Origin of the sequence: Natronococcus roseus (assembly GCF_043677095.1) — an archaeon.
Taxonomy (GTDB): domain Archaea; phylum Halobacteriota; class Halobacteria; order Halobacteriales; family Natrialbaceae; genus Natronococcus; species Natronococcus roseus.
This window is the reverse complement of sequence record NZ_JBHLJR010000004.1, coordinates 423263-439277: the sequence shown is the minus strand read 5'-3', so window position 1 is coordinate 439277 and position 16015 is coordinate 423263. Positions and strand designations below refer to the sequence as shown.

The 16015-nt window shown below is 66.0% G+C and carries 13 protein-coding genes; 8 read left to right on the top strand and 5 right to left on the bottom strand.

The window, feature by feature from the left end:
• Positions 1–24: 24 nt before the first annotated feature.
• The 4 genes from ACFEMD_RS13375 to ACFEMD_RS13360 all read right to left on the bottom strand — a co-directional run bounded on the left by ACFEMD_RS13375 (position 25) and on the right by ACFEMD_RS13360 (position 5703).
• The gene (locus tag ACFEMD_RS13375; protein WP_394741478.1) at positions 25–960 is read right to left on the bottom strand and encodes a segregation/condensation protein A; all 936 of its coding nucleotides are present in this window, start codon (positions 958–960) and stop codon (positions 25–27) included.
• Positions 953–4534, bottom strand: coding sequence for a chromosome segregation protein SMC (gene smc / locus ACFEMD_RS13370; RefSeq protein ID WP_394741476.1), 3582 nt, complete (start codon positions 4532–4534; stop codon positions 953–955). Before smc ends, ACFEMD_RS13375 begins: the two co-directional genes overlap by 8 nt.
• A 53-nt stretch (positions 4535–4587) precedes the next feature.
• Entirely contained in the window at positions 4588–4902 is a 315-nt protein-coding gene (locus tag ACFEMD_RS13365; RefSeq protein WP_394741474.1) for a DUF7518 family protein, read from the bottom strand.
• A gap of 84 nt (positions 4903–4986) precedes the next feature.
• Positions 4987–5703 (bottom strand): helix-turn-helix domain-containing protein, encoded by a 717-nt coding sequence (locus tag ACFEMD_RS13360; RefSeq protein WP_394741473.1) that lies wholly within the window; start codon positions 5701–5703, stop codon positions 4987–4989.
• Between the two features lie 143 nt (positions 5704–5846).
• On the opposite strand from ACFEMD_RS13360, the gene ACFEMD_RS13355 reads away from it, so the two are divergent.
• The 8 genes from ACFEMD_RS13355 to ACFEMD_RS13320 all read left to right on the top strand — a co-directional run bounded on the left by ACFEMD_RS13355 (position 5847) and on the right by ACFEMD_RS13320 (position 15193).
• Positions 5847–6704, top strand: a complete 858-nt coding sequence (locus ACFEMD_RS13355; RefSeq protein WP_394741472.1) for an SDR family oxidoreductase — start codon at positions 5847–5849, stop codon at positions 6702–6704.
• Positions 6705–6712: 8 nt separating this feature from the next.
• Positions 6713–8770, top strand: coding sequence for an AMP-binding protein (locus ACFEMD_RS13350; RefSeq protein WP_394741471.1), 2058 nt, complete (start codon positions 6713–6715; stop codon positions 8768–8770).
• A 134-nt stretch (positions 8771–8904) separates the two neighbouring features.
• Entirely contained in the window at positions 8905–9921 is a 1017-nt protein-coding gene (locus tag ACFEMD_RS13345; RefSeq protein WP_394741470.1) for a PhnD/SsuA/transferrin family substrate-binding protein, read from the top strand.
• A 245-nt stretch (positions 9922–10166) separates the two neighbouring features.
• Complete coding sequence (locus tag ACFEMD_RS13340; protein ID WP_394741469.1) at positions 10167–10427, top strand: hypothetical protein; 261 nt, start codon at positions 10167–10169, stop codon at positions 10425–10427.
• Positions 10428–10475: 48 nt separating this feature from the next.
• Positions 10476–10748 carry a hypothetical protein gene (locus tag ACFEMD_RS13335; protein ID WP_394741468.1) on the top strand — a complete coding sequence of 91 codons (273 nt, stop codon included), beginning with the start codon at positions 10476–10478 and terminating at the stop codon, positions 10746–10748.
• A 220-nt stretch (positions 10749–10968) separates the two neighbouring features.
• Entirely contained in the window at positions 10969–12465 is a 1497-nt protein-coding gene (gene gatB / locus ACFEMD_RS13330) for an Asp-tRNA(Asn)/Glu-tRNA(Gln) amidotransferase subunit GatB (RefSeq protein WP_394741467.1), read from the top strand.
• 95 nt (positions 12466–12560) lie between these two features.
• Positions 12561–13574: an MBL fold metallo-hydrolase gene (locus ACFEMD_RS13325; protein ID WP_394741466.1), complete on the top strand. Its 1014-nt coding sequence runs from the start codon at positions 12561–12563 to the stop codon at positions 13572–13574.
• Positions 13575–13681: 107 nt separating this feature from the next.
• Positions 13682–15193 (top strand): amidase, encoded by a 1512-nt coding sequence (locus ACFEMD_RS13320; protein ID WP_394741465.1) that lies wholly within the window; start codon positions 13682–13684, stop codon positions 15191–15193.
• Between the two features lie 40 nt (positions 15194–15233).
• Here the strand turns inward: ACFEMD_RS13320 and ACFEMD_RS13315 are convergent, their stop codons facing one another.
• Positions 15234–15938, bottom strand: a complete 705-nt coding sequence (locus tag ACFEMD_RS13315; protein WP_394741464.1) for an SDR family oxidoreductase — start codon at positions 15936–15938, stop codon at positions 15234–15236.
• Between the last annotated feature and the right edge of the window lie 77 nt (positions 15939–16015).

Genomic DNA, 16015 nt, shown 5'->3' with positions numbered 1-16015 from the left:
CCGCACCCGGTTTTGCAACGATCGTTAGTTCGCTACCGGCTCGGCCCGATCGGTGTCGGCGTCGGCCCGCCGGAGCCAGAGGTCGCCGAACAGCTCGTCCTGCTCGAGCGTGATCGTTCCTCGGTGTGACAGAAAGAGCACGGCGAGATACGTCATCACGCGCGAGCCGCCGACCTCGTCGATCTCGGCGTACAGGACCTCCTCGCGGCCCCGCTCGTACCGGGTCTCGAGTTCGGTCGCGACGTCGTCGATCACCCGTTCGATGTCCTCCTCGTGGGTCGTGTGCGTGACGTCGTCACTGGTCGGCTCGTCGTCGACCCGGAACTGGTCTTCCGCGTGGTAGCTCAGCTCCTGGACGCCGCGGTCGTACCCTCGAGGCGAGTCACTCGTATCGTAGCTCCGGGACTCCTTCCACCAGGTGTCCCGCTCGGCGTCCCGGAGGTCACGAACCAGCTCGTCGAGCGTCTCGGGCTTTCCGCGGGCCTGCTTTCGCTCGAGACGGCGTTCCATCTCCGCCTCGAGTCCCTCGATGGGGTCAAACGCAGGTGCGTCGTCACCCTCCTGAATCGGCGCCTCGTCGGCAAAGGGGGCCTCCCACGGCGGCAGCTCCTCCTCCTCGGGTTCGTCCGGACCGAACAGCTCGTCGCTTTTCATCCGCAACAGGACGCTGGCGTAGAACAGCGCCCGACCCGAGGTCCGCAGGTCCGCGTCGTCCAGCGCCTCGAGGAACCGATCGGTCACCTCGACGATGTCGATGTCCCAGGGGTCGATCTCTCCGTTTTCGGCGAGCTGGACGAGCAGTTCGACGGGCTCGACCTTCTCGTCGTCTTCGCTATCGTCGTCGACCGGCCCGACCTCCTCGTCGTCGAACTCGAACACGGCATCCTCGTCGCTCGCTCGCGCTCGCTCGTCGTGTCCGGCGATATTCAGCGGGATCTCGTCGTCGGAGTCGCTAGTCATCGGCCGGAACCTCCGTCGTCTCCCCGTCGCCCAGATCGATACCGGTCACCGCGCTCACGTTGTCCCGCTGCATCGTCACCCCGATCGCGCGCTCGGCACGGTCGAGCATCGCCGAGCGGTGGGAGACGACCGCGAACTGGGCGTCCCCGGAGAGCTCGTCGACCATCTCGCCCACCCGGTCGGCGTTGACAGCGTCGAGGAAGGCGTCGATCTCGTCGAGCGCGTAGAACGGCGCCGGGTTGTGTCGCTGGATCGCGAAGATGAACGCAAGCGCGGTCAGGGACTTCTCGCCGCCCGACATCGCGTCCAGGCGCTGGATCGGCTTGTCGCCCGGCTGAGCCTTCATCGTCAGTCCGCCCTCGAAGGGGTCGTCCTCGTCCTCCAAGTGCAGCGATCCGGTCCCCTCCGAGAGCTGTTCGAAGATCTCGGTGAAGTGACCCGCGATCGCCTCGTAGGCGTCCATGAACGTCCGCTTCTTCTGGGTCTCGTACTGCTCGATCCGGTCGCGGATCCCCTCGGCCTCCTCGACCAGCGTCGCCTTCCCCTCCTCGAGCTCCGCGAGATCCTCCCGGACCTCGTCGTACTCGTCGATCGCGAGCATGTTGACCGGCTCCATCGCCTCCATGTCGGCTTCCAGGAGCTCGATCGTCTCGAGAACCGTCTCGTGGTCGGGGACGTCCTCGGGATCGTAGTCGCCGACCTCGGCCTCGAGGCTCTCGATCTCCCACTCGAGGTCCTCGAGTCGACCCCGTTTGTCCTCGAGTTTGCTCTCGACGGCGTTGACCCGGTCCTGTTGTTGGTCGCGTTTCGTCCGGGCGTCGGCGAGCTCCTCCTTGAGTTCGCTCCGGTCGTCCTTGAGCTCGGTCAGCTCGTCCTCGAGCGCCGCGACGGCCTCGTGTTTCGCCTCGAGCTCCTCGCGTTTCTCCTCGATCGTCGCCTCGTGGTCGTCGATCCGGTCCTCGTGGTCCGCCTTCCGGTTCTGGGCGTCCTCGATGTCGTCGTGGAGCTCCTCGATCGCGTCCTCGGTGTACTCTTTCTCCAGGCGAAGCTCGTTGAGTTTGCCGTCGAGGTCGTCGATGCGCTCTTCGCGCTCGTCGATCTCGTCCTCAAGCTCTTCGATCTCCGCGGTGAGTTCGGGGATCTTCGAATCCGCGAGTTCGGACTCGAGCTCCTCGATGTCGGCCTCGATCGCCTCGATCCGCTCGGTCTTCGCGTCGATCTCGTCGGAGATCTCGGTCATCCGCTCGTCGACCGACTCGCGCTCCTCGCGCAGCTCCTCGAGTTCGCTCTCGAGGTCGTCGATCTCGTCCCGCACCGTCTCGCGGTCGCTCTCGATTCGCTCGAGTTCGCTCTCGATCGAGCGGACCTCGTCGGCCGCGTCCGTCTTCCGGTCGCGGGCGTCGTCGAGGCGCTCCTCGACGCTCCGGAGCTCCTCGCGCAGCTCCTCGCGCTCTTCCTGCAGGTCGGTGATCCGCTTTGCGACGCGCTCGAGCTGACCCTCGCCGCCGCCGGTAAAGGAGTACCGAGAGCCCTTCCGGGAGCCCCCAGTCATCGCGCCGCTTTTCTCGACGAGGTCGCCGTCGAGGGTAACCATCCGGTAGTCGCCCGTGTACGAGCGGGCCGTCTCGAGGTCGTCGACGACCAGCGTATCGCCGAGCACGTACGAGAAGATCCCCGCGTACTGCTCGTCGAACTCGACCAGATCGTACGCGAAGCCGACGATGCCGGGATCGGTCGGCGCCGACGGGAGTCGGCGCTCGTGCATATCGGTCATCGGGAGGAACGTCGCGCGCCCGGCGTTGCGCGATTTGAGGTGTTCGATACACCGCTGACCGACGCCGTCGTCGTCGACGACCACGTTCGCGAGCCGGCCGCCCGCGGCGGTCTCGCAGGCGACGGCGTACTCGCCCGGCACCGACCCCAGCTGGGCGACCGCGCCGTGGACGCCGTCGACCCCCGCGTTCAGGATCGTCGTCACCGCGCGACCAAAGGATGAGTCGCCGCTCTCGCCGGCGTTGGCCTCGAGTTCGGCGTACTCCTGTTGTTTCGCCTGGATCTCGTCGTCGAGCTCGTCGAGTTGCGACTGGGTCTGTCGCTTCTCGGCTTTCAGGTCGTCGACGACGCTCGCGATGTTCTCGCGGTTCGTCTCGGCCTTTTGTAGCTCGCGCTCGAGGTCCGACTCCCGCTCCTCGAGTTCGGGAAGCTCCTCGCGTTTCTCCTCGATCGTCGCCTCTTTCTCGCTGATGGCGTTCGAACGGCGGCGGGCCTCGTCGAGCAGCCGATCCTGCTCGCGCTGAAGATCGTTTCGTTCCGTTTTGACCGCCTCGAGGTCCTCCTTGCGACCGGCGAGGTCCGCCTTGAGCTCGTCGAACTCGGTGTCGACGGCGTCGATCTCGGCCTCGAGTTCGTCGCGCTCGGCCTCGCGCTCGGCGATCTCGGTCTTGACCGACGCCTTCTCGAGTTTGTGCTCGCGGATGTCGGCGTCGAGCTCGTCGACCTGTTCCTGCTTGCGGTCGATCCCGACGAACGCCTCCCGGCGGTCGGATTCGGCGGCCTCGATCTGTTCCTCGCTGGCCTCGATCTTGTCCTCGAGCCGGGAGATGTCGCCCTTGATCTCCTCGATCTCGCCTTTGATCCGGAGCTGTTCGTCCTCGCCTTTCCGCTCGATCTCGGCGTTTAAATCCTCGAGGTCCTCCTGGAGGCGAACGACCGTCCCCTGGCGCTCGTCTAGGGTGCGCCGGAGTCCTTCGAGTTCGGCTTCGAGCTCGTCGACGGTCGCCTCGAGCCCGTCGAGCTCCTCGCGTTTCTCCTCGAGCTCGCTGGCCTTCTTGTAGCTCTCGTACTCCTCCTTCTCGCGACGAAGCCGTCGGTAGCGAAGCGCCTCCCGTCGTTCGTCCTCGAGTTGCGTGAGTCGAGTTCGTTTCTCCTCGATCCGGAGTTCGGCCTCGTCGATTCGTTCCTGAACGGTTTCGAGCTCCGCGAAGGCATCCTCTTTCTTCGCGTCGAACTCTGCGACACCCGCGATCTCGTCGATGATCTCCCGGCGGGAGTGTGGCGTCATGTTGATGATTTCGGTGACGTCACCCTGCATGACGACGTTGTACCCTTCCGGGGTGACGCCGGCCTGTGCGAGCAGGTCCTGGATGTCCGAGAGGTTGACCGAGCGATCGTTGAGGTAGTAGTAGGAGTAGTAGTTGTCCTCGGTCTCCTTGACGCGGCGGCGGATGCGGATCTCGTCGACGTCGCCGACGTCGTCGCTGCCGGCGGCGTTGACGACCTGGGATCGCTCGAGCGTCCGATCCGAGTTGTCGAGGATCACCTCGACGGTCGCCTCACGGGGACCGCTCGAGGAGGCGTCGTCCTCGTGACCGGGGTTGTAGATGAGGTCGGTCAGCTTCTCGGCGCGGATTCCCCGGGTTCGTGCGAGCCCCAGCGCGAACAGCACCCCGTCGATAATGTTCGACTTCCCGGAGCCGTTCGGTCCGGTGACGACGGTGAAGTCCTCGTAGAACGGAATCTTGGTCTTGCGTCCGAAGCTCTTGAAGTTGTCTAAGACGAGCGCCTTGATGTACATACCCTTCTCGAATCCTCCGTCAACTCGGCCGTCTCGGCCCGGATGCGGTGCGGTTATGCGACGATAATGTCGTCGCTACCTGAGTCTTCCGCTTCGTCGCCACCGCTCTCCTCGGTCGCCTCGGCGTCCGCGGGTTCGGCCTCGGCCTCGTCGGTCGAGGAGTCGGCTTCCTCGGTCGCCTCGGCGTCGACCGGCTCCTCGCTCTCGCTTCGTCGTTCCGGAACGCGGGTTGGCGTGTCGGCGTCCAGTTCGGCCTCGAGAACGCGGATTCGTTCTTTCGCTTCGATAAGTTCGCTCGTCAGTCCCTCGACGGTCGACTCGAGTTCGGCGACGGTCGACTCGAGTTGCTCCACGCGGTTGTTCGACATACCATCTAGGGAATGGTCTGGAACCATAAACGTACGTCAGACACAACTAACAGTTCTGGTAACTTACTGTGAATCTGTACCAAACTACAGCTCGTCGTGACCGTCCATCCCCTCGATCGCACCCAGTGCGGCCTTCAGGATCTTGCGCTCGCTGCGTCGCAGGTTCATCGAGACGGCGGTCTTCGAGATGTCGAAGTGGTCGGCCAGCTCGTCGAGGGTCGTCTCGCGGGGCGTCTCGTAGTAGCCGTTCTTCGAGGCGACCTCGAAGGTCTCCTGTTCGGTCTCGGTGAGGGAACGACAGCCCTCGAGCAGGCGAAGCGCGCTGTCGGAGTTCTCGAGCAGGTCGAACAGCGTCGTCGGGCCGAACTGGTCGCGATCCTCGACCTCGTAGTCGTTGTGTCGCTCGAGTTCGGCGAGGGTGCGATCCTCGGCGCCGTCGTCGTCGAAGCCGACGTGCCAGCGCTCGCGACCGTCCTCGATCCGGAACGGACCGGTGATGTAGCCGTCGTTCTCCTGGATCGCCCGCATCGCGTTCGTCTGTTCGATCGTCGTCCCGATCTGGGCGACGTTGTCCCGTTTCGTGAGGATGTAACAGTCGCGCATGTTCGGGTGGGTCCGAAGCTCGTGGAGTCCCTGGTCAAGCGCCGCCGCCGACTCCCCCTTCGCGATGAGCCGCGTCTCGAGCTTCTCGGCGTCGGTGTCGAGCTGCCACTGGACGGCCGAGAACGCGACGTCGACGTCGTCCGTGGTGTCGATAAAGGGGCAGTCGTACTGCCGCATGTCGAGATCGAGGTCGATCATAGCACGGTACATTATAACCATAATACGGATATTAATCGTTCGCATTTGCGGGCGACGCGGACTGCGGCCGCGACGGCGGGTCGGCGACCGCCGTTGATATGTTAACAGGGTCGCTTTAGCGCCCTGCGACCCACCTACACGGTATGCCTCAGGACAAAGTGAGCCCGCCGACGATCACGCGGGAAGATATTCACACGATATCGGACGATTCCTTTACCGACCGAAACGTCTGTCTAGTCACGGGTGGTGGATCCGGTATCGGCCAGGCGACCGCGCTGGCGGCCGCAGGCAACGGCCTCACCGTCGCGATCACGGACATCGACGAGTCCGGCCTCGAGGAGACCGTCGCCCGCGGCGAGGAGCTGGGTCTCGAGGGGGAGATCGTCCCGATCGTGGGCGATCTCACGGTCGACGACGACATCGAACGAATCGTCGCCGAGGCCGCCGAACTCGGCGACCTCAAGTACCTCGCCAACGTCGCGGGGATGCAACACATCGACTCGATCGAGGAGTTCCCGATGGAGACCTACGATATGCTCCACGAGATTATGCTCCGGGCGCCGCTGTACCTTTCGAAGCTGTGTATGCCCCACTTCCGGGACACCCAGAACGGACAGGGTTGTGTCGGGAACATGGCGTCGGTCCACGCCCACTACGTCACCAGCGACAAGGTCGCGTACAACGTCTCGAAGTTCGGACTGCGCGGGCTCACCCAGTCGATCGCAGCCGAGGGCAACGGCAAGATCCGCTCGTTTTCGGTGAGTACGGGCTACGTGAAGACCCCGCTCGTGACCGCCCAGCTCGAGGACACCGCCGAGCAACGCGGTATCAGCGTCCAGGAGGTGATCGAGGACGTGATGGTCGGCCAATCCCGGGTCAAGGAGATGATGGAACCGATCGACGTCGGCAACCTCTTCGTCCTCGGCTTTTCGGATCTCGGCCGACACCTTGACGGTGGCGACCTGTTGTTTGATGGGGGCATGACGCTAACCTACGAGTGAGAGTGACGATGGGAGGAAACACCAGTCTGGAAGACGTCGACGAGATCGTTCACGAACCGAGCGAGGAGTTCGTCGAATCGACCAACGTCGCCGCGTTCATGCGGGAGTACGGAATCGACGACTACGAGGCGCTGATCGAGCGGACGACGACCGAACTCGAGGGCGAGCCAGAGAGCGGCGTCGACTGGTTCTGGGACGAGCTGGTCGACTACCTCGGGATCGAGTTCTACGAGGAGTACGACGAAGTCAGAGACGACAGCGAGGCGCAAAGCGCCTCGGACGACGCGAGCGGTGAAACCGCGAGCCGCGGGGGACCCCAGTTCACCGACTGGTACCCCGGCGGCGAGCTCAACCTCGCCCACAACGTCGCCGACCGCCACGCCGCCCGCGACGAGGAGCGGCGAAACACGGTCGCGACCATCTGGGAGGGCGAGGACGGCGAGGTTCGCGAGATCACCTACCACGAGCTTCGTCGGCAGTCGAATCAGGTCGCGAACGCCCTCGAGGAGCGAGGGATCGAGACGGGCGATACGGTCGGGCTCTACATGCCGATGGTCCCGGAGGTCGCCTCGATCCTCTACGGCTGTTTCAAGGTCGGCGCGATCGCGGTGCCGATCTTCTCCGGTTTCGGCGTCGACGCCACGGCGACCCGGATCGCCGACTCGGAGTGTTCGGTGCTGTTTACCGGCGACGGCTTCTACCGACGGGGGAGTCCCGTCCGACTGAAGGGGTCGGCCGACGAGGCGATCGAGGAGGCCGGCTACGTCGAGGACGTGATCGTCTTCGATCGGTTGGGTAGCAATGACGACGGCGACGTTCCCTGGACCGACGACCGCGACGAGTGGTGGGCTGACGCCGTCGAGAGCCAGTCCGACGAGTACGAGACGAAGTCCCTCCCGTCGGATCAGGAGTCGATGCTGCTGTACTCGTCGGGGACGACGGGCAAGCCCAAGGGGATCGTCCACACCCACGCGGGCGTCCAGGTCCAGTGTCCGAAGGAGGTCCACTTCGGGATGGATCTCAAGCCCTCGGATCGGTTCTTCTGGGTCTCCGACATCGGCTGGATGATGGGGCCCTGGACGCTGATCGGAACCCACACCTTCGGCGGCACCGTCTTCATGTACGAGGGTGCGCCCGATCACCCGCAGCCCGATCGGTTCTGGGAGATGATCGACCGCCACGAGCTAACCCAGTTCGGGATCTCGCCGACGGCGATTCGAGCGCTCCGGAAACACGGCGACGAGTGGCTCGAGGACCACGACCTCTCCTCGCTCCGGTTGCTGGGGTCGACGGGCGAACCCTGGGACCCGGAGTCCTGGCAGTGGTTCTACGAGAACGTCGGAGGCGGCGAGGCCCCGATCATCAACATCTCCGGCGGCACCGAGATCTGTGGCTGCTTCCTGATGCCGATGCCGACCGAGCCGCTGAAACCCTGCACGCTCGGTGGACCCGGTCTCGGCATGGACATCGACATCGTCGACGCGACCGGGGAGTCGGTCAGGGAGGACAACGAACGGGGCTACCTCGTCGCCCGCGATTCGTGTCCGTCGATGACCAAGTCGCTGTGGTCGGGCGACGAGCGCTACCTCGAGGAGTACTGGTCGCGGTTCGACGACATGTGGAACCACGGCGACTGGGCCCAGAAGGATCCCGACGGCTTCTGGTTCCTCCACGGCCGGGCCGACGACGCCCTGAACGTCGCGGGCCGGAAGGTGGGCCCCGCCGAGGTCGAAGGCGCGCTGATCGACCACGAGGCGGTCAATCAGGCCGCGGCGATCGGCGCCCCGGACGACACCACGGGTACTGCGGTCGTCACCTACGTCATCCTCGAGGACGGCCGCGAGGAAAGCGACGACCTCCGTGAGGAGCTGCGCGCACAGGTCGGCGAGGAGCTCGGAAAGCCGTTCCGCCCGCGCGAGGTGCTGTTCGTCGACGAGTTCCCCAAGACTCAGTCGGGCAAGATCATCCGCCGGGCGATCCAGGCGACCTACACGGGCGAGGATCTGGGCGATATGAGCAGCATCGAGAACCCCGACGCGCTCGAGGACCTCGAGGACGCGCGGTAGGTCCGACCGAACCGGTATTGGAAGCGAACCCGACCCGCTCGGTGTTCCAGATCAGTCGCCGAGACGAGCCGTCGTACGAAACGCCCGCGGCCGCATCTCGTTGATTTTATACTGATCGACTCTCGGTACGGGATATGGCGAAGCTACCACGTCGTGGTACCAACACTCGGCGAACGTTTCTGACCGCGACCGGCGGGATCGCATTCGCGGGCCTGGCCGGCTGCCTCGGAGAGGGCGACGGCGGCGGCAGGGAGGACGACGATCCGGTTCGGTTCGTCCTCAACCCGGCAGAAGAACAGACCGACATCGTCGAGGAGTACACGCCGATGAAGGAGTACCTCGAGGAGGAAACCGGCGCCGAGATCGAACTGATTCGTGCCGGCAGCTACGTCGAGACCTTCGAGGCGCTCAACACCAACCAGGCCGAGATCGCCGACACGTCGCCGACGGGGCTCCCGGGGAGCCAGGAGTTCGCCGACGTCGTCGGGATGCGGACGGCCTTCGGCGGGCCGCTGTACTTCTCGACGATCATCACCACGCCCGACAGCGGGATCGAAACGATCGACGACCTCGCAGGCGAGACGATGGCCACCGGCGCGCTCCTGTCGTTCAGCGGGACGCTCGCGCCGGCGATGATGCTGAGCGAGGCCGGGCTGGACATCGGCGATTTCCCGCAGGGCGACGCGAACGATCTGGAGATCCAGACCGCGGACGACCACGATACGACTCGCGAACAGATGATCAACGACGACACCGTCGCGGCCGCGGCAACGGGGGCGTTCGCCTCCGCGCCGCAGATCCCCCAGGAGCAGTTCGACGAACACGAGGAGTTCGTCGAACACTCCGCGGAGTACGACGACGCGGGGAGCGCCCTCGAGGACGGCGCGGAGGAACTCCAGCTAGTCGCCGTCTCGGACCCGCTCCCGCGGGCGCCGATCACGGCCCGGAGCGACTGGGACGAGCCCGTTCGCGACGACGTCAGGGAGGCGCTGCTCGACGCCGAGGAGGAGGACCTCATTCCCGAGGACGTCGACGAGGACTACGAGCTCTGGTTTACCGGCATCGAGGAGGCCGACAGGGACGACTACGAGCTGGTCGTCGAGCTCTTCGACGAGCTGGATCTCGAGTTCGAGGACTTCGAGGACGAGTAGAAGCGAGTACCGCGGACGGTCGTCGGGGCCGTTTCGAACCCGTCTGAGGGCACGTCTTCTCGAACGCAGACCGGGTGCGTGCTCCCGAAGCGGACCGCACTCGAGTCCTCGTGACGTAACTCGAGGACCTCGAGTGGGAGACCGAGGACCGGTCGGCGACCGCTGAGGCGGCACCGTCGTCGGCGATCTCACGTGTAACGTGGCGAATGTTTCTAAGGATGGGGGTCGAATCGACGTACAGAGCCATGCCCGAGGACGAGATCGACGGATCCGATTCGAACCCGCCGGACGACGCGAGCGACGGGATAGAGTTCGCGACGCCGGCGGTCGACGACGCCAGCGGGTACGGCCTCTCGATGACCCTGCTCGGCGGGGCGTTGCTCGCGCTCGCGTACTACGGCTACCTCGCCGTGAGCGCCGTCGGTTTCGGGGCCGTTCCCGAGCCGTTCTACAGGCGGAGCAGGCCGAGTGCCTCGGGGTCGTCCGGAAATCTTCGATTTCCGTGATGACGAGAATCGGAGATTCTCGAACCACTTGACCCCGAGGCGGTTCACGTGCTGGCGCTCGCGTTGCTGTTCGTGGTCGAACTCTTTCGAAGCCCGGGGTACGACGGGGAAGCGCTCGTCCGGGCGGTCGCGTTCACCGCGGTCTACGGCGGGCTGGTCGTCCTCGCCATCGAGGGCGGCGCGTACCTCTTCGAGCGACCCGAGGCGGCGCTCGAGGGATTCGTCGGCGTGACCGTCCTCGCCGTCTCGATCGTCGTCGCCGCGCTCGCGTACTTCCTCTTTCTCGCGGTTACCACTGCGACGCGCTCGGACGAGCGCTGATCGAGCGGACAACGCTGGCGGACGGCCGATACTCCGTGTCGACCCGCTCGAGAAGTCGATCCCGCCGTTCCAGCGGGCGACGACAGCCGTGACTGCGAGATCACCGTACAGCTGTCGAACCGATGCTACCGTCCGGCGTTCGAGGCGAACGTGCTTTCCGTTCCCGCGCGACGCCCTCGCTCCGTTATGTTTTACCGGCCCCGGCCCGAATCGAGGTCCAATGACTGCCCAGACCGTCCAGCAGGGCGACCTCGTCACCGTCATCGGGCTCGAGGTCCACGTCCAGCTGGAGACCGACACGAAGATCTTCTGTGGCTGTTCGACCGAGGCGACCGACGAGCCGAACGAGAACGTCTGCCCGATCTGTCTCGGCCTGCCGGGCGCCCTTCCCGTCCTGAACGAGGGCGCCGTCGAGGCCGCGGTGAAGATCGGGAAGGCGATCGACGCCGACATTCCCGAGGAGACGCGGTTCCACCGGAAGAACTACTACTACCCCGACCTGCCCAAGAACTTCCAGATTACCCAGTACGACGAGCCGATCTGCCAGGAGGGGGGCCTCGAGATCAGCGTCGAGGGCGACCGCCGTACCGTGACGATCGAACGGGCCCACCTCGAGGAGGATCCGGGAAGTCTGCAACACGTCGGCGGTGGCGGCGGGATCGACTCCGCGGAGTACACGCTCGTCGACTACAACCGCGCGGGGACGCCCCTGATGGAGATCGTCACGGCACCCGACTTCCGCAGCCCCGACGAGGTGCGAGCGTTCCTCTCGGAGCTCGAGGAGGTCCTCGAGTACCTGGGCGTCTTCGAGGCCGAGCGCGACGGCAGCCTCCGGATCGACGCCAACCTCTCGATCATCCCCGCCGAGGAGATCGAGAGCGACGACGTCACCGAGATCGGACCGGACGCCCTCGCCGCAGCGAACCGCACGGAGGTCAAGAACATCTCGAGTCACAAGGGGGCCCAGAAGGCCCTGGCCTACGAGGAGACCCGCCAGAAGAACGCGATCCAGCGCGGCCGCGCGGTCGAACAGGAGACCCGCCACTGGGACGAGTCGCGGGGGATCACCGTCTCGATGCGCTCGAAGGAAGAGGAGAAGGACTACCGCTACTTCGAGGAGGCCGACCTGCCGCCGCTGCGGGTCTCGGGCTGGAAGGAAGAGATCGCGATCCCCGAACTGCCGACCGCCCGGCGCGAACGGTTCGAGGAGGAGTACGGACTGAGCGACGAGGCCGCCTCCAAGCTCACCTCGACGAAACAGGTCGCGGACTTCTACGAGGACGTCGCCGGCGAGTACGATCCCGACCTTGCCGCGACCTGGGTCGCCGACAACCTGCTCGGCGAGCTCAACTACCGCGACATGGAGATCACGGACATCGAGGGCCGGCTCGAGGAGGTCACCCGGCTCGTCGAACTCGTCGCCGAGGACGAGATCACGGCGAAAAACGCCCGCGAGACGGTGCTGCGAGGGATGCTCGACGACGGGAAGGAGCCAGACGAGATCGTCGAAGCGGAGGGGCTGGGCAAGACCGGCGAAGACGAGGTCCAGCAGGCCGTCACCGAGGCCGTCGAGGAGAACCCCGAGGCGGTCGCGGACTACGAGTCGGGCGACGACGGCGCGATCAACTTCCTGGTCGGCCAGGTGATGCAAAAGACCGGCGGCAGCGCGGATCCTGGCGACGTCAACCAGCTGCTGCGGGCCGAACTCGAGGAGTAGCCACCCCTCGTCCCCCGATCGAGGGCGGCCCGACCGCGCCGACGGGCGTTTTGTTATCGCGCAAACTAATAGCGGGTAGCCGTTTCCTACTCGGTATGGACAGGATCACGCTGGGCAACGAGGAGTTCGAGGGACGGAACAACGCCTACGTCCTCGCCGACGGAGACGAGCTCGCCCTGGTCGACACCGGCGTCTCGACCGACGACATCCGGGCCGACCTCCGGGACGGGCTGGCCGAACGGGGCTACGAGTTCGCCGACGTCGACGACATCGTGCTCACGCACTTCCACGTCGATCACGCGGGACTGGCGGGAGAGATTCAACGCGAGAGCGACGCGACGGTGTACGTCCACGAGGCCGACGCTCCCCTCGTCGAACAGGACGAAGAGGCCGTCGCCGCCCTCGAGGACCGCCGCGAGACGCTGCTCGAGGAGTGGGGGCTTCCCGAGGACGCCCGCGAAGAGCTGCTCGCGTTTCTCGACGGCTCGGTCCACATCGAGGGGCTGCCCGCGGAGCCGACCCCCATCGAGGACGGAACCGTCCTCGAGGTCGGCGGAACGACCCTCGAGACGGTCCACGCGCCCGGTCACGCGGCTGGACTCTGCTGTTTCGAGATCGGCGACGCCGCGGAGACGGACCGCCGCGGAGAGGGGACTGACGGGGACTCGCGAACTGGCGGAGAGGCGTTCGTCGGCGACGCCGTCCTCCCCGTCTACACCCCGAACGTCGGCGGTGCCGACGTTCGGGTCGAGCGCCCTCTCGAGCGCTACGCCGAGACGCTGCGGGCGTTTATCGACCGGGAGTACGATCGGGTCTGGCCGGGCCACCGCGATCCCATCGAGGACCCCTCGGAGCGCGCGCGGACGATCCTCGACCACCACCGCGAGCGGACCGGAAACGTCCTCGACGTCCTCGAGGAGCACGGGCAGGCCGACGCCTGGACGGTCAGCGCCCACCTCTTTGGCGACCTCGAGGGGATCCACATCGTCCACGGCCCCGGCGAGGCCTACGCCCACCTCGATCACCTCCGCCACGAGGACGTCGTCGCGTACGACGACGGCGAGTACCGACTGCTCGAGCGGCCGACCGACCTCGAGGCGCTCGTCTAGCTCGCCGAGTCCGCGGAGCGACGGCTCCCCGCAGTCGGCTCTCGCGACGGAATCGACTGCGCAGGGTCATGCTGAATCCCTTTTTGTTGTAGCGGTGATGAGTAGGTATGCCAATCCGTCCGCCGTCCGAGGACGACATCCGGGAGCTGGGCGAGGAGCTGTTCCTCGACCTCACGCCGGGAGAAGTCGAGTTCTACCACGAGCAGCTCACCGACAACCTCGAGGAGTACGAGACGATCCAGGCGTACGATCCCGAACCTCGCGGGCCGATCACGCGAACCCGACCCCGAAACCCGGGAACCCGGCTCGACGACGACGAGGATCCCCACAACGCCTGGGTCACGAAGTGCGAGGTCGAGGGCGACGAGGACGGGCCGTTGTCGAACTGGGAGGTCGCGATCAAGGACAACGTCGCGGTCGCCGGCGTCGAGATGACCTGCGGCTCGAACGTCGTCGAGGGGTACGTTCCGAACGCCGACGCGACGGTGGTCAGCCGGCTGCTCGAGGCCGGGGCCGACGTCGTCGGGAAGACGAACATGGACGACATGGCCGTCACGCGGGTCGGTCACACCGCGTTCGGCCCGATCACGAACCCCCGCGACGACGACTACCTCGCGGGCGGGTCGAGTGGGGGAAGCGCGGTCGCGGTCGTCGAGGGCGAGGTCGACGCCGCGATCGGAAGCGACCAGGGCGGGAGCATCCGGATCCCCGCCTCGCTGTGTGGGATCGTCGGCCACAAGCCGACCTACGGCCTGGTCCCCTACACCGGCTGCGTCGGCCTCGAGCACACGATCGACCACCCGGGACCGATGACCCCCGACGTCGAGACGGCCGCGGAGATGCTCACCGAAATTGCCGGCAGCAACGCGGCACACCTCCGGCGACCGACGGACGTCCCGACCGAACGCTACCAGGACGCCCTCGACGGCGACGTCTCGGACCTTTCAGTGGGTGTTCTCGAGGAGGGGTTCGACAAACCCGACGGCGATCCTGGCGTCGACGAGCAGGTTCGGGACGCGATCAGCCTGCTCGAGGAACGCGGCGCGACCGTCGAGGAGGTCTCGATTCCGCTACACGAGGACGCCGACACGATCCACACGATCTGTACGAACGAGGGGCTGGTCGCCGCGATGATGGGCCAGGGGATCGGCCACGGCTGGAAGGCCTGGTACAGCACCTCGTGGGTCGAGGCCTTCGGCAAGTTCCAGCGGGCGCAGGGCTACGACTTCCCGCCGAACCTCAAGCTCAAGCTGCTCCAGGGGCTGTACACCCTCAGTCGGTACCACTCTCGGTACTACGCGGCGGGAATGAACCTGATGCTCGAGCTGGCCGAACAGTACGACGCGGCCCTCGAGGAGTACGACGTCCTCGCGATGCCGACGACGGACGTGACCGCGCCCGAACACGACCCCGATCGGGACGCGTTCGATCGGCTCCTCGAGACCGACGTGCCGGCCAACACCTCGCCGTTCAACCGCACCGGCCACCCCGGCATCAGCGTCCCCGCGGGCGAGGTCGACGGGCTCCCGATCGGGCTGATGCTCGTCGGCGCGCGGTTCGACGACGCGACGGTACTCAACGCCGGCTACGCGGTCGAGCAAGCTCGTGGTGGACAGTAGCGTTCGACAAGAGTGGGCGCCGTAGCCGAAACTGGTGCGTTCAGACGGACGACGTCAGCCCCCCGTCGACGCGGATGTTCTGCCCGGTGACGTAGCTCGAGGCGGGCGAGAGCAGGTACGCGACGGCGTCCGCGATTTCGGCGGTTCGCGCCGGCCGTCCCATCGGGATTCGCTCCCTCGTTTCCTCGTCGACGTCGTAGCTGTCGACGAACCCGGGCTGGACCGTGTTCATCCGGATTCCCTTCGCCGCGTACCGGTCGGCGTAGAGCTTGGTAAAACTCCCGAGTCCGGCTCGAGCCACCGACGAGACGGGGAACTCGAGCGACGGTTCGAACGCCGAGAACGTGGAGACGTTCACAATCGATCCGCCACCCCGTTCGTCCATGATGGGCGTGACGAGTCGAGCCATACGCACGACGTTCAACAGCGCGAGGTCCAGCCCCTCGTACCACTCCTCGTCGGCGATCTCGAGGAGATCGCCCGAGGGCGGGTGACCAGTGTTGTTCACCACCGCGTCGATGCGCCCGTAGCGTTCGCGGGTCGTTTCGACGAGAGCCGCCAGATCGTCGGGGTCGGTCACCGATCCCTCGAACCCGTCCCCGCCGAGGTCGTTTGCGACCTCGACGGCGCTACCCGACGGCGACAACAGCACCGGCGTGTATCCCTCGTCGGCCAGTCGCCGGGCGCACGCCTCCCCGATACCGCTTCCGGCCGCCGTTACGATCGCGACCTTCTGATCGGCCATACGACCACTACCCTGACACCCGTCATAAAGGTCAGCTCGCCGCGCGGGTCTCGTCCCAACCGAGTGTGAGGCGGACG

Excerpts from the sequence above, each read along its gene's own strand:
- ACFEMD_RS13375 (WP_394741478.1), bottom strand. The coding sequence starts at position 960 with ATGACTAGCGACTCCGACGACGAGATCCCGCTGAATATCGCCGGACAC.
- ACFEMD_RS13325 (WP_394741466.1), top strand. The coding sequence starts at position 12,561 with ATGGACAGGATCACGCTGGGCAACGAGGAGTTCGAGGGACGGAACAAC.
- gatB (WP_394741467.1), top strand. The coding sequence starts at position 10,969 with ATGACTGCCCAGACCGTCCAGCAGGGCGACCTCGTCACCGTCATCGGG.
- ACFEMD_RS13350 (WP_394741471.1), top strand. The coding sequence starts at position 6,713 with ATGGGAGGAAACACCAGTCTGGAAGACGTCGACGAGATCGTTCACGAA.
- ACFEMD_RS13340 (WP_394741469.1), top strand. The coding sequence starts at position 10,167 with ATGCCCGAGGACGAGATCGACGGATCCGATTCGAACCCGCCGGACGAC.
- ACFEMD_RS13320 (WP_394741465.1), top strand. The coding sequence starts at position 13,682 with ATGCCAATCCGTCCGCCGTCCGAGGACGACATCCGGGAGCTGGGCGAG.
- ACFEMD_RS13355 (WP_394741472.1), top strand. The coding sequence starts at position 5,847 with ATGCCTCAGGACAAAGTGAGCCCGCCGACGATCACGCGGGAAGATATT.
- ACFEMD_RS13345 (WP_394741470.1), top strand. The coding sequence starts at position 8,905 with ATGGCGAAGCTACCACGTCGTGGTACCAACACTCGGCGAACGTTTCTG.
- smc (WP_394741476.1), bottom strand. The coding sequence starts at position 4,534 with ATGTACATCAAGGCGCTCGTCTTAGACAACTTCAAGAGCTTCGGACGC.
- ACFEMD_RS13365 (WP_394741474.1), bottom strand. The coding sequence starts at position 4,902 with ATGTCGAACAACCGCGTGGAGCAACTCGAGTCGACCGTCGCCGAACTC.
- ACFEMD_RS13360 (WP_394741473.1), bottom strand. The coding sequence starts at position 5,703 with ATGATCGACCTCGATCTCGACATGCGGCAGTACGACTGCCCCTTTATC.
- ACFEMD_RS13315 (WP_394741464.1), bottom strand. The coding sequence starts at position 15,938 with ATGGCCGATCAGAAGGTCGCGATCGTAACGGCGGCCGGAAGCGGTATC.